The 14,374-nt window shown below is 76.3% G+C and carries 5 protein-coding genes; all 5 read right to left on the bottom strand.

From position 1 onward, the window contains the following. Positions 1–14: 14 nt before the first annotated feature. Positions 15–1,256 carry a cytochrome P450 gene (locus AB0O53_RS30180; RefSeq protein WP_365199878.1) on the bottom strand — a complete coding sequence of 414 codons (1,242 nt, stop codon included), beginning with the start codon at positions 1,254–1,256 and terminating at the stop codon, positions 15–17. After that, a complete protein-coding gene (locus AB0O53_RS30185; RefSeq protein WP_350991620.1) occupies positions 1,256–2,080 on the bottom strand; it encodes a thioesterase II family protein in 825 nt (274 codons plus the stop codon). Before AB0O53_RS30185 ends, AB0O53_RS30180 begins: the two co-directional genes overlap by 1 nt. Continuing rightward, positions 2,077–3,897: a non-ribosomal peptide synthetase gene (locus tag AB0O53_RS30190; protein ID WP_365199881.1), complete on the bottom strand. Its 1,821-nt coding sequence runs from the start codon at positions 3,895–3,897 to the stop codon at positions 2,077–2,079. Before AB0O53_RS30190 ends, AB0O53_RS30185 begins: the two co-directional genes overlap by 4 nt. 807 nt (positions 3,898–4,704) lie before the next feature. After that, positions 4,705–9,336, bottom strand: coding sequence for a non-ribosomal peptide synthetase (locus tag AB0O53_RS30195; RefSeq protein ID WP_365199884.1), 4,632 nt, complete (start codon positions 9,334–9,336; stop codon positions 4,705–4,707). 109 nt (positions 9,337–9,445) lie between these two features. Next, a complete protein-coding gene (locus AB0O53_RS30200; RefSeq protein WP_435886693.1) occupies positions 9,446–14,245 on the bottom strand; it encodes a non-ribosomal peptide synthetase in 4,800 nt (1,599 codons plus the stop codon). Between the last annotated feature and the right edge of the window lie 129 nt (positions 14,246–14,374).

Genomic DNA, 14,374 nt, shown 5'->3' on the forward strand with positions numbered 1-14,374 from the left:
CGGGTACCCCGCGTTCAGCGGGGGGTGAGGCGGACCGGGAAGTGGTCCAGGCCGAAGTTGATGATCGAGCGGTTGTAGGTGACCGGCCCGGTCTGCTCGATGACGGCGGCCTTCTCCAGCGCGGCCGTGTAGAGGGCGCTCAGCTCGGCCTTGGCCAGCGGGGCGCCGATGCAGTAGTGGGCGCCCAGGCCCAGCGAGAGGTGTTTGTTGGGCGAGCGGTCGAGCCGGATCTCCTCGGGCTCTTCGAAGGCCTCCGGGTCCCGGTCCGCGGACCACACCCAGACCGCGACCCGGTCGCCGCGGCGGATCCGCCGGCCGCCCAGCTCCACGTCCCGGGTGGCGGTGCGCAGCGTGTGCAGCCCCACCGAGGTCCAGCGCAGGAGCTCGTCCACGGCAGTGTCCATGGACACGTCGCCGCGTTGCAGTTTGCGCCACAGGTCGGGGCGCTGGACGAGGGTGTGCAGGCCCATGGCGGCCGTGTGGCGGACGGTCTGGACGCCGCCGACCACGATGTTGTCGAGGTTGAGGACCACGTCCTCGATCGGGAGCAGCCGCCCGCCGACCTTGTACGTGGCCATCATGGAGATCAGGTCGTCGCGCGGGTCGGAGCGGCGCAGCATCACCTGGTGCATCAGGTAGGGGATCAGCTTCTGGTGGCCGGCCCGGCGTTCTTCCGGAGTGCGGCCGAGGAAGGCCACGTCGCAGACCCGGACCACCATGTCCCGGTCCTTCTCGGGGACGTCCAGCAGGTCGCACATGACCGCGAGGGGGAGGGCGGAGACCACGTCGACGAGGTCCACGTCGCCCTGCTCGACGGCCCGGTCGAAGAGCTCTCCGGCGCGTTCGGTGATCGACCTGGCGGCGCCGCGCACCCCGCCCTTGGAGAAGAACGGGTTCGCCGGGGCGCGCAGTTCGCGGTGGCGGGGCGGGTCGGTGAGCGCCATCATCCGGCCCGAGCCGACCGGTACGTTGCCCTCCCCCGAGCCGAGCAGCGAGCCGGACTCCGAGCTGAAGACGGCCGCGTTGCGCAGCACGTCCGCCGACTCCCGGTAGGTGAGCACGGACCAGACCGGGCCGTCGTCGGCGGTCTCGGTGCGGTGGACGGGGGCCTCGCGGCGCAGTTCGGCGATCAGGGCCGGGGTGTCGGGGCGGGCCCACAGGTCGGGGTCGGTGAGGTCGACGGCGCCGGTGGCGGTGGCGGTTGCCGTGCGGGCGGTGGCGGCGGCGGCGGGGGTGGCTGTTGCGGTGGTCGGCATCACTGCTCCCGGGAGGCGTGGTGGGGCGCGGCGGGCACGGGGCGGTCCGCCGGGAGAGGGGCGAGGAGAGAGGTCAGGAGGTCGGCCGGGCCGGGCCGGTCGACGGTGGCGAGCAGGTGCCCGCCGGGGACGACGCGGTGGCCGAAGGCGCCGCGGGTGTGGGCGGCCCAGCCGGTGAGGCCGGTGGTGGCGAGCATCGGGTCCTGGGCGCCGGCCAGGGCGTGGATGGCCGACCCGATCGGCGCGTGCGGACGGTGGCGGTAGGTGGCGCTGACGGCGAGGTCGGTGCGGATGGCTGCGAGGGCCAGCGCGGCCAGGTCCGGATGGCTCTGGACCGACTCGTCCAGGCCGGTGAGCCGCAGGAGTTCGGACGCGTCCAGGTCCCTGGTCTCGCGTTCGGTCCACTCGGCGGGGCTGGGAGCGCCCACGGCGACCACCAGCTCGGGGCGGCGGTCGGCGGGGAGCGCGCGGGCGACCTCGTAGGCGAGCAGCGCGCCGAAGCTCTGCCCGTAGAAGGCGAACCGGCCGCCGTCGCCGCCGGTCAGGTGCGGGGTCAGGGCCTCGCGCACGGCGGCGACCAGGGCGTCGAAGTCGGGCGGCATCGGATGCCGGCTGCGGCCCCCGCGGGCCGGCGGGCGCAGCGCCCAGACCTCGGCCACGGGGGCGAGGGCGCGGGCGAGCGGCGTGTAGGCGGTGGCGTCGCCGCCGGCGTGCGGGAAGCAGAACAGCCGTACGGGGCGGTGGGCCTGGGGCACCGGGACGAACAGCCAGTCCCCCTCGACCCGGGGGCGGGCGGTGCGCGCGGGAGGCGTGACGGTGCTCATCGGACGGCCTCGCGGCGGGCGGTGAGCGCGGGGCGGGCGGCGGCCGGGCCGGCCGCGGCGGCGCGCCGGACCGCGGCGGTGAAGCCGGCGAGGTCGGCGGCGTCCAGCAGGTCGCGGAGCTGGAGCTCGACGTTGAGCCTGCGGCGCAGCAGGTGGACGACGCGCAGGGCGGCGAGCGAGTGACCGCCGAGGGAGAGGAAGTCGTCGGTCTGCTCGATGTCGGGCACCCCGAGCACGGTGCGCCAGACCTCGGCGACCTGCTCGTCCACCCCGCCCTGCGCGGCCGGGCCGGCGGCGGGTGCGGGTGCGGCCGCCGGGGCCGCCGGGGCGGGCAGGGCGGCGTGGTCGACCTTGCCGTTCGGGGTGAGCGGCAGGGCTTCCAGCACGGTCACGGTGGACGGCACCAGGTGGGCGGGCAGGGTCCGGCGCAGCTCGGCGAGCAGGTCGGCGGGGCGCAGGCCGGTGCCGGTGCCGGCGCCGGTGACGTAGCCGGCCAGGCGGTGGTCCCCGGGGGCGGCCTCGTGCAGGGTGACGGCGGCGGCGGTGACCGCGGGGAGGGCGCCCAGCGCGTGCTCGACCTCGCCGAGTTCGACGCGGAAGCCGCGCAGCTTGACCTGGCGGTCCACGCGGCCGACGTACTCCAGCAGGCCGTCGGCGGAGCGGCGCGCCTGGTCGCCGGTGCGGTACATCCGGGCGCCGGGCCCGGTCGCGAACGGGTCCGCGGTGAACCGGCCCGCGGTCAGGCCCGGGTGGCCCGGGTAGCCGTGCGCGAGGCCGGGCCCGGCGAGGTAGAGCTCGCCGACGGCGCCGGCGGCCGTCACGGGGGCGAGGCGGCCGTCCAGCAGGTAGGCGCGTACGCCGGGGAGCGGTTCGCCCAGGTGCGGGCCGGGGCCGGTGATCGGGGCGGTGATCGCGTCGACGGTGCACTCGGTGGGCCCGTAGAGGTTCAGGGCGTCGATGCCGGCGTCGGCCAACTCCTGCCAGGTCCGGGCCGGTACGGGCTCCCCGCCCATGAACAGGCGCGGGACGCGGGCGCCGGCCAGCGGCTCGCGCAGCAGCTGCCAGTGCGAGGGGGTGAGGTCGAGGTCGGTGACGCCGTGCTCGGCGAGCAGGGCTGCGAGGCGGGTCGGTTCGGCCCGCCGGGCGTCGTCGATCACCACCAGGGTGTCGCCGCGGCAGATGCGGACCCACTGCTGGACGGAGGCGTCGAAGGAGACGCTGGCGTTCCAGGCGACGACGCCGGGCTCCGGGCGGTAGGCGCCGCTGCGCTCCAGGGCGGCGACGAGATCGGCGACGGCGCCGTGCGGGACCTCGACGCCCTTGGGGCGGCCGGTGGATCCGGAGGTGTGGATGACGTAGGCGGAGTCGAGCGGGTGCGGGACGAACGGTGCCTGCGGTGCCGCGTCGGCCGGGGCGTCGGCGTCCGGGCGCAGCACCGGCACGCCGGCCGGTACGGGGGGCTCGGCGGAGGCGCTCACCACGGCGGCGAGGCGGGCGTCGGCGGCCATGAAGGCGATCCGCTCGGCCGGGTAGGCCGGGTCGAGCGGGACGTACGCGGCTCCGGCCCGCCACGTGGCGAGCAGCGCGACGGGCAGGTCGGCGGTACGGGCGAGGTGCACCCCGACCCGGTCTCCGCGCCGCACCCCGGCCGCCCGCAGGGCGCGGGCCAGGGCGGCGGTACGGCGGTCCAGGGCGGCGAAGTCGAGGCTGCCGTCGGCGGCGTGCACGGCGACCCGGCCGGGGTGCGCGGCGACGACACCGCGCAGCCGGGCCAGCAGGTCGGCGGTGACGGTGGACGGTTCGGCGAAGGTGGTCATGCGGAACTCCTCGTTCCTTGGTTGCTGAGTCATGGATGGATCACGCTGTACGGGGGCCTCGGGCGGCCTGCCGCGGCAGAACGGACCGGACCCCGGACGGGTCCGGCGCCCCCGCCACAAGTGCGGCCCCCGGCCCCGGTCCGGCCTGCCGGGCCACCCGTCCGGCCGACGGCCGGACGGAACGGCGCGGCCCGGCGAGGGCGGCGTTCGGCACCGGCTCCGCCGGTCCGGCGGGACCGGTCGGCCCTGCCGCCGGACCGGGACGGTGCCCTGGTCGTACCTCCGCCCCAGGCGGGCGGTGCGGTTCCCGACCCGGTCGGGCCGGCTGCCGGGACAGGTGCCGCCCCCGCGGGCGGGGTCGCCTGCGGCGGGGGGCCTCGGGCTGGACCCGTCCGCTCCTGCCGGGCCCGGCGGCGGCCGAGCGGAACGGCGCGCCCCCGCCCGGGGCTTCCCCCGGACCCGAACCGGTCGGGCCCGTGGGCGACGTCGGTGCCGCCCGCCCGAGTCGGGGTCGCCCGGGGCGAGTTGCCCCGAACGGGGCCGGTCCCTCCTGCCGGGCCCGGCGGCGGCCGGGCGGGGCGGTGCGGCCCCGTCCCGGGCGTCCGCAGGCCCGGACTGGTCGGGGCGGTGGCCCGGATCGGTGCCACATGCCCGCAGGCGGGCGGGTTGGCGCGGGCTCCGGCCGGGCATCGCCCGGGCCGGTGCGGTCCCGCCGGGGGCTCCGCGGGACCCGAACCGGTCGGGACGGTGGTCCGGGGCGGGGCGGGGCCACCCGCCGCATGCGGGGTGGCCTGCGCCAGCGGGTGGTCAGGTGGTGGCCGACAGGCGGGTCAGGGCCTCCGTGTAGGCGTCGATGAAGCGGTCCGCCGCGGCGTCGTCCACCACCGCCCGCTGGTGGTCCACGGCGAGCAGGACGCGCTGCGACACCGGGTCCTGGATCAGCGAGGCGCCGAAGGCGAAACTGTTGGGCTCGTGCCGCAGCGTCGGCTCGCAGCCGATCCGGCCGTCCTCGATCCGGGCCGCGCTCAGCCGCCCCAGCGCATGGAACCGCAGGTAGCCGAACTGGCTGTCCAGCGCGGTGTCGGCCATCATCCGGGCCAGCCGGGCGAACGGCACCCGGCGGTACGGCATCATGTCCAGCTCCTCCCGGTGCACGTGCCGTACCAGTGCGGCCAGGTCGTCCCCGTCCGGCTCCGCGACCAGCGGGACCGTGTTGAGGAACAGCCCGTACACCTCCGTCCCGCCGAGCCGTTCCAGCCGGCCGTTCATCGCCAGCCCGGTGGTGACCCGCCGGCGTCCGGTGAGCTCGGCCAGCGCGTACAGGTGCGCGGCGAGCGCGACCGACTTGACGGGGACGGCGAGCGCGTCGGCGACCCCGCGCAGCTGCCCGGGGGCGTCGGGCAGCACCCGCTCCACCGTGCGCGGCAGTTCGTGGACCTCCTCGCTGCCGGGCCACAACTGGCCGGTGGCGCCGTCCAGCCGGCTCCGCCAGTACGCCAGCGCGTCCGGGTCGGCGGCGGCCTCGCGTTCCACGGCGACGAAGTCCCGGAAGGCGGTGCGCGGCGGCGGGGTCGGCGCGGACGCCGGGTCGGCGGCGAGCGCGGTGTGCCGTTCGAGGATCTCGGTGAGCAGGGAGGTGAAGCTCCAGCCGTCGAGGATGGCGTGGTGCTCGGAGATGGTGAGCTGGAAGGCGTCGTCGGCCAGCCGCTGGACGGTGACCCGGAAGAGCGGCGGTTCGGCGAGGTCGAAGGGACGGTCGCGGTGGTCCTCGAAGACCGCGCGGACCGCCTCGTCCTGCTCGGCCGCGGCCGCTCCCCGCAGGTCCGCGCACTCCACCGGCACGGGCAGCGAGCCGTGCACGAGCTGGAGCGGTTCGCCGTAGCCGGAGAGGTCGAGGCCGGTGCGCAGGACGGCGTGCCGGGCCATGGCCTCCTCGACCGAGCGGTGCAGCGCGCTCTCGTCGAGGTCCCCGGCGATCCGGTAGGAGTTGACGTTGTGGTAGCTGTCGGTGCCGCCGGCGACCTCCATGTGGAAGACCATGGAGAGCTGCATCGACACCATCGGATAGGCGTCGACGATCCCGGGCGGCAGCTCGGCCCGGTCGTCCTCGTCGATGAGTGCGAACGGCCGGCCGGCGGCCGGGTCGGCGGCCACCGGGCGGGCCAGCGGCAGCAGTTCGGCGACGGTCGGCGCGTTGAAGACGTCCCGCAGGGTGACCTGCCAGCCGCGGTCGTGCAGGGCGCCGGCCAGCTGGACGGCGCGGATGGAGTCCCCGCCGAGGTGGAAGAAGTCGTCGTGGACGCCGATCCCGCCGACGCCGAGGACCTCGGTCCAGACCCCGGCGAACAGTTCCTCCTCCGGCGTGCGCGGCTCGACGTTCCGGCCGGCCGCCGCGGGCGCCGCCCGGTCGGGGTCGGGCAGCGCGGCCCGGTCGACCTTGCCGTTGACGGTCAGCGGCAGCGCGTCCAGGACGGTGACACTGGCCGGGACCATGTACTCGGGCAGCGAGCGCCCCAGGAAGGCCCGCAGGTCCGCGGGCCCGTCCGGGGAGCACCCGGTGACGTAGGCGGCGAGCCGGTCGTCGTGCACGGTGACGACGCAGGCGTCCACCTCGGGGTGCGCGGCGACGGCGTTCTCGATCTCGCCGAGCTCGATGCGGAAGCCGCGCAGCTTCACCTGGAAGTCGGCCCGGCCGACGTACTCCAGCCCGCCGCCGGGCAGCCGTCGGGCGACGTCGCCGGTCCGGTAGAGCCGGGCGCCGGGCGGGCCGTACGGGTCGGCGACGAAGCGGCCCGCGGTGAGGCCGGGGCGGCCCCAGTAGCCGTGCGCGAGGCTGCCGCCGCCGATGTACAGCTCGCCGGGGACCCCGGGCGGGCTGGGGCGCAGCCAGTCGTCCAGGACGAGCGCGGTCAGGTGCGGCATGGGCGCGCCGACGAGGCTGCGTTCGAAGCCGGCGCCGCCCTCGGCGACGTCGTGGACGGTGACGTGGACGGTGGTCTCGGTGATCCCGTAGAGGTTGCAGAGCCGGGCGGGCGGCAGCGGGTCGAGGCCGTGCCAGCGCTGGACCACGCCGGGGTCGAGCGCCTCGCCGCCGAGCATGATCCACCGCAGGGCGGGCAGGGCGCGGGGGTGGCGGCGCAGGGCCGGTTCGAGCTGGCGGAGCGCCGAGGGGGTGAGGCAGAGGTGGGTGACCCCCTCCTCGTCGAGCAGTTCGGCGAACTCGTCGGGCGAGCGGCTGGTGAGGTGCGGTACGACGACCAGGCGGGCGCCGTGCAGCAACGCGCCCCAGAGCTCCCAGACCGTCCAGTCGAAGGCGTAGCTGTGGAAGAGCGTCCACACCGTGTCGGGGCCGAAGCCGAAGTGGTCGCGGCCGGAGTCGAGGAGCCGGCTGACGTGCTCGTGGGCCACGGCGACGCCCTTGGGGCGGCCGGTGGAGCCGGAGGTGAAGATGAGGTAGGCGATGTCGCCGGGTTGCCCGGCGGCGGGTGGCCGGACGGCCGGGTGGGCGGCGATCTCCGCCGCGTCGGCGGCGAGGTCGAGGGTCTGCCAGGGGCCGTCGGGGGCGCGGTCGGGGCGGTCGGTCAGGACCAGGGCGACGGCGGTGTCGCCGAAGACGAGGGCGGCCCGGTCGGCGGGGGCGGCCAGGTCGACCGGTACGTAGGCGGCGCCGGTCTTGAGGACGGCCAGGATCGCGGCGGGCACGGCGGCGGTGCGTTCCAGGAGCAGGCCGACCCGGTCGCCGGGGCGGATGCCGCGGGCGAGCAGGGTGTGGGCCAGCCGGTTGGCGCGGCGGTCGAGTTCGGCGTAGTCGAGGGTGCCGTCCGGGTCGCTCACGGCAGGCCGGTCCCCGTGGGCGTCGGCGGCGCGTTCGAAGAGGTGGTGCAGGCAGTGGCCGGGGTCGAGCCGTGCGGGGCGGTGCGGCTGCCCGGCGGAGGTGAGCCGCAGCACGGTGGCGTCCGGGTCGGCGAGGGCGGCGTCCAGCAGGTCGGCGTAGTCGGCGGCGAGGCGGCGTACGGTGCCGGCGTCGAACAGGTCGGTGCTGTATTCGGCTTCGCCGCGCAGGGCCCCGCCCGCGGTGTCCTCGAAGACGGACCACGTGAGGTCGAACTTGGCCGTGCCGTTGGAGCGGACGGTGCGGCGGGCGGTGACCGCGGCGCCGAGGGCGAGCGGCGCGGGGTCCTCGGTGTGGGCGCCGAACACGACCTGGACCAGGGGCGGGTGCTGCGGGGTGCGGGTGGCGCCGAGCAGGTCGACGAGCTGGTCGAAGGGGACGTCGAGGTAGCCGAAGGCGTCGAAGGCGGTGTCCTGGAGGTCGGCGAGCAGACCGCGGAAGGTGGCGTCGGGCGCGAGCCGGACGCGCAGCGGCAGCAGGTTGACGAAGTAGCCGAGCAGGTCGGCCAGTTCGGGCCGGCTGCGCGTGGTGACGGGGGTGCCGACGAGCAGGTCGTCACGCCCGGCCCAACGGCCCATCAGCAGTGCGAAGACGGCGAGTTGGACGGTGTAGGGGGTGACGCCCTCCTGTTCGGCGAGCTCCCGGATGCGGGCGGCGGTGCCGGGGGCGAGGTCGAACGGCTCGGTGGCGCCGCGCTGGCTGCGCTCGGCGGGCCGGGGCCGGTCTCCGGGCAGCTCCAGCAGGGTGGGGGCGCCGTCCAGGCTCTGCTTCCAGTGGGCGAGGTGTTCCTCGTAGGAGGTGTGCTGTTCCTCCTCGGCCCAGTCGGCGTACTGGGTGGTGAGCGCCGGCAGGACGGGGGCCCGGTGCTCGGCGGACGCGCGGTACAGCTCGGCGAGTTCGTGGTCGAAGAGGTCGGCCGACCAGCCGTCCCAGACGATGTGGTGGACGACGAACAGGAGCGTGGTGCGGTCGTCGGCGAGCCGGAGGGCCTCGGCGCGCAGCAGCGGGCCGGTGGCCAGGTCGAACGGTTCGGCCGCCCGCTCGGCGATCAGCTGCTCGGCGCGGTCGGACCGTTGGGGTTCGGGGAGTTCGCGCAGGTCGGTGACGGTGAGGGGTACGGGCAGGGCCGGGTGGACGTGCTGGTGCGGGCCGTCGGCGTGCAGGGCGAAGGTGGTGCGCAGCGCCTCGTGCCGGGCGCTCACGCCGTCCAGCGCCCGCTGGAGCCGTACGAGGTCGAGCGGGCCGGTGACCTCGTACGTCCAGGGGGTGGTGTAGGTGGCGGCCTGCGGGTTCCACCGGTCGAGGAACCACAGGCCCCGCTGGAGGCCCGTGACCGGGGCGGTACGGACCGGGGTGGCGGGCGGCGCGGCGGCCGCGTCGGCGGGGAGGGTGGCGGGTGGCCCGGCCGCCGGGCGGGTCGGCGGCGCGGCGGGCAGGTCGGCGGACGGGCTCACGGCCTCGTTCCCTTCGGTCGGACGGGCGGGCTGACGGGCGGGCACACGGACGGGATCGAGGACGGCGACGAGGCCCGGATCGAAGACGGGCACGAGGACGCGCCCACGGGCCGCTCGCAGGACCCGCCGGCGGACCGGCGGACGGATCGGGCGACGGATCGGGCGACGGACTCGCCGGCGGACGGGCGGGCCGGGTGCCGCGTCATCGTGCGGCCAGCCGTTCGGCGATGGCCGCGACGGTCCGGCCGCGGAAGACCACCTGCGGCGGGACCCGGGTGCCGGTCTGCTGCGAGAGCCGCATGGCGACGCGTACGGCGGCCAGCGAGTTGCCGCCGATCCGGAAGAAGTCGGCGTCCGGGCCGAGGTCGTCGGCCAGTTTCAGGACCTCGCGCACGGCGTCGGCGACGAGCCGCTGGTCCCGGTCGAGCGGGTCGGCCGGCGCGGCGGCGCGGCGCTCGGCCGGGGCGGGCAGCGCGCGGCGGTCGACCTTGCCGTTCTGGTTGAGCGGCAGCGCGTCCAGTACGTCGAGGGTGGCCGGCACCATGTGCTCGGGCAGCAGCCCCGCGAGGTGGTCGAGGAGGGCATCCGGGTCGGGCCCCGGCGCTGCCGCGGTGGCGGTGACGTACGCGGCGAGCCGGCGGTCGCCGGGGGCGGGCTCGTGGACGCGGACGGCGGCCTCCGCCACGGACGGGTGGCGGGTGAGCGCGTCCTCGATCTCGCCGGGCTCGACGCGGAAGCCGCGGATCTTCACCTGGTCGTCGATCCGGCCGGTGATCTCCAGGACCCCTTCGGCGGTCCGGTGGCCGAGGTCGCCGGTGCGGTAGAGGCGTTCGCCGGGGGCGCCGAACGGGGAGGCGACGAACCGTTCGGCGGTCAGGGCGGGCCGGCCGACGTATCCGAGGGCGAGCCCGCCGCCGGCCGCGTACAGCTCTCCGGTGGCGCCGTCCGGGACGGGCCGCAGCCGCTCGTCGAGGACGTGGACGGCCTTGCCGTGGAGCGGGTGGCCGATGGGGATGGAGGTGCCGGCGGCGTCCTCGGGGGTGGCCCGGTGGCAGGTGGTCAGGCCGAGGCTCTCGACCGGGCCGTAGCCGTTGGCCACGACCAGGTCCGGGTACTGGTCGAGGGCCTTGCCGACGTGGGTGACGGAGGCCCGCTCGCCGGCGGTGAAGGCCACCTTGAGGTCGTCGTAGGTCTCCGGGAACTCCTCCAGCAGGAAGTTGAACAGGCTGGCGGACAGCTGGAGCTGGGTGACGCCGTGGCGGCGGGTGAGTTCGGTGACGGCCTGCGGGTCGGGCCGCTGGCCGGGCTGGAGCACGCACACCCCGCCGAAGGCGAGCGCGCCGTACAGCTCCAGGGCGAAGGCGTCCCAGGACACCGGGGAGCACTGGAGCCACACCTCGTCGGGCCCGAAGCGTGCGTAGTCCTGGCCGAGGTAGGTGGTGGTGAGGGCGCGGTGCGGGACGGCGACGCCCTTGGGGCGGCCGGTGGAGCCTGAGGTGAACATGACGCAGGCGAGGTCCGTGCCGGCGACCGGCAGCCCGGGGTCGTGGCCGGGGCGGGCCGCGACGGCGGCGGCCTCGGCGTCCAGGTCGAGGTGGCGGGCGACGGGGAAGGGCGGACGCGCGCCCCGGTGGGTGACCAGCAGGGCCGCGCCGCAGTCGGCGGCCGCGCCGGCCAGCCGCTCGGCCGGGAAGTCCGGGTCGAGGAGGGTGTAGGCGGCGCCGGCCTTCAGTGCGGCGAGCAGGGCGACCACCAGGTCCGGTCCGCGCTCGACGAGGACGGCGACGGTGTCGCCGCGGCCGATGCCCTGGCCGCTCAGGTGGTGGGCGAGCCGGTTGGCCCGTTCGTTCAGGGTGCCGTAGTCGAGGCGGTCCTCGCCGCAGACGAGGGCCGGGGCGTGCGGGGCGCGGGCGGCCCGGTCCTCGAAGAGCGTGTGCACGGGGGCCTCGACGGCGGTGGCGAGGGTGCCGAGCCAGGCCTCGCACAGTTCGGCCATGGTGGCGTGGTCGAACAGGTCGCAGTCGTACTCGAAGCGGCCGGTGAAGTCGGTGCCCCGGTCGTCGACGGAAATCGACAGGTCGAAGCGGGAGACCGGGTTGGAGTGGAGCTCGCGGGTGACGGGGGTGCCGCCGATGGTCAGCGGGCGGGTGTCCAGCGGGTGCAGTTCGAGCAGGACCTGGCAGAGCGGGTTGCGGTCCTCGGTGCGGTCGTCGGGGCGCTCCCGCATGACCGCGTCGGCGATGGCGTCGAACGGCGCCTCCTGGTGGCGGTAGCCGTCGATGGCCACCTCGCGGACGTGCCGGACCAGGTCGCGGAAGTCCGCTCCCTCGTCGATCCGCACGCGCAGGGGCAGCAGGTTGACGAAGTAGCCGATCAGGGCGTCGAGTTCGGCGCGGCCGCGGACGCTCACCGGGGAGCCGAGGACCAGGTCGCGCCGGCCGGTCCGGCGGTGGAGGGTGAGGGCGAGCCCGGCGAGGAGCACCATGAAGGGGGTCGCGTCCTCGCTGCGGGCCAGCGCCCGGACGGCCTCGGCGACCGGCCGGGGCATCGTGAAGCGGTGGAAGGCGCCGCGGAAGGCCTGGAGTTCGGGGCGGGGCCGGTCGGTGGGCAGGACGGGCTCGGTGGGCGCGTCGCGCAGGTGCTCGCGCCAGTGGTCGAGTTGCCGCTCGGCGGTGCCGTCCCGGTGCTGCCAGGTGCTGTAGTCGGCGTACTGGACCGCGAGTTCGGGCAGGTCGGCCGGGCGGCCGGCGGCCAGGGACGCGTACAGGGCGGCGAGTTCGGTCTCCAGGACGGCGAGGGAGCCCTCGTCCCAGACGATGTGGTGGCAGAGCAGCAGCAGGGTGTACGTGCCGCCGGTGCGGTAGAGGTGGGCGCGGACCAGCGGGCCGGTCTCCAGGTCGAAGGGGACCAGCGCGGCCTCGGCGAGCAGCCCGTCCACGGCGTCGGGGCCGGTCTCGACCACGGTGAACGGAAGCTCCACGGACGGGTGGACCACCTGCCGCGGGCCGTCCTCGCCCAGCTCGAAGGTGGTGCGCAGGGCTTCGTGCCGGTCGACGACACCGGCCAGGGCCCGGCGCAGCAGCTCCGGGTCGACCGGCCCGTCGAACCGGAACACCCAGGGGACGATGTAGGTGGGCGCGCCCGGGTTCCACTGGTCCAGGAACCACAGTCCGCGCTGGAAGTTGGCCAGGGGCGCCCCGGTGGCGCCGGTGCGCTCCAGGGCCGGGCGTTCGCCGTCGTCCGAGGCGGCGGTGACGGCGGCGGCGAACTCGGCGAGGGTCGGCGCGTCGAAGATGGTGTACGGGGAGACCATCCCGAACACGTCGAAGACGCGGCCGACCACGCGCACGGCGGTGAGGGAGTCCCCGCCCAGGTGGAAGAAGTTGTCGTCGGCGCCGACCTCGGCCACGCCCAGTACGTCGGCCCAGACCGCGGCGATCAGCTGCTCGGCGGGGGTGCGGGGCGGGCGGTGGCCGGCGGCCTTCGCGGCGGCTTCGGCCCGGGGCGCGGGCAGCGCCGCCCGGTCGACCTTGCCGCCGTCGGTCAGCGGGAAGGCGTCCAGCGGGGTGACGCTCGCGGGGACCATGTGCTCGGGGAGCCGCTCGGCGAGGTACGCGCGCAGCCCGGCCGGGTCGTGGGCGCCGCCGGTTGCGCCGGTACCGCCCGCCCCTCCGCCGGAGGCGGTCACGTACGCGGCGAGCCGGCCCTCGTACGCCACCACGACCGCCGCGGCGACGTCCGGGTGGCCGGCCAGCACCTGCTCGATCTCGCCGGGCTCCACCCGGTAGCCGCGGACCTTCACCTGGTGGTCCGTACGGCCGACGAACTCCAGCGGGGCATCGGCGGCGGACCGGCGGACCACGTCACCGGTGCGGTACATCCGGGCGCCCGGCTCCGGCGCGAAGGGGTCGGCGACGAACCGGCCCGAGGTCGCGCCCGGGCGGCCGTGGTAGCCGGACGCGAGCACCGGACCGCCGAGGTACAGCTCGCCGGACGCGCCGGGGGCCACCGGCCGCAGCCGGTCGTCCAGCACGTAGGCGCGGCGGCCGCCGAGCGGGTGGCCGATCGGGACGGTACCGGCCTCGCCGGCGGCCGGGCCGGCCGGCGCGTGGACGGTGGCGGTGACGACGGTCTCGGTCGGCCCGTAGGCGTTCAGCAGCGGGACCCCGGTGGCGGCCCGCCAGCGGTCGGCGGCGTCCGGGTGGAGCCGGTCGCTGCCGGAGATCATCAGGCGGAGGGCGCGCGGCGAGCGGGCGTCCTCGCGCAGCGCGGCGACCACTTCCTGGAAGTAGCCGGCGGCGAGGTTGGCCACGGTGACGCCCTCGGTGTCCAGCAGCTCCAGCAGGGCCGCGGGGGCGAGGAGCTGCTCCTGCGGGACGACGATGCAGGCGCCGGCCGACAGGGCGGTCAGCACCTGTTCGACGGCCACGTCCACGGTGGGGCGGGCGAAGTGCAGCACCACGTCGTCCGCGGTGAGGCCGAAGCGCTCGACGGCGGCCGCCAGGTGAGCGGTCAGCGCGGCGAGGGGGACGTGCACGCCCTTGGGGCGGCCGGTGGTGCCGGAGGTGTAGATGAGGTAACCCGCGGCGGAGGCGTCCGCGGGCCGCCCGTCCGCCGGTCCGGCGGGGCCTTCGGCTCCGGCGTCGGCCCCGGCCGGTTCGCCGGCCAGTTCGCCGTCCAGTTCGCCTTCGGTGCAGGTGAGTGCGGCGCCGGCGTCCGCGCGGATCCAGCGGTTGCGCTCCTCGGGCGCCTCCCGGTCCAGCGGCAGGTAGGTGGCGCCGGCGCGGAGCGCGGCGAGCAGGCCGACCACGTGGTCGAGCCGGTCCCGGCCGGTGACGGCCACCGTCGCGCCGGGCGCGGTCCGGGCGGCGATCCGGGCGGCGAGGGTGCCGCTCAGTTCGTCCAGCTCCCGGTAGGTGACGGTACGGGCGCCGAGCCTCAGGGCCGGGCGGTCCGGGAACCGGCGTGCGACGGATATGAAGGGAAAACCGCGAGATTCCATCATCCAACCCCGATGAATTAACGACGCTGCGGGTAGTCGTCTCGACGATAGGGCTGCATTTCCGGGCCGATCGGCAGATTGCCAGGAAGGCGATCGGCAGTTTCAACTGCCGCTCGGCGGAGGCCGCGA

The organism is Streptomyces erythrochromogenes (assembly GCF_040684695.1).
GTDB classification, from domain to species: domain Bacteria; phylum Actinomycetota; class Actinomycetes; order Streptomycetales; family Streptomycetaceae; genus Streptomyces; species Streptomyces erythrochromogenes_C.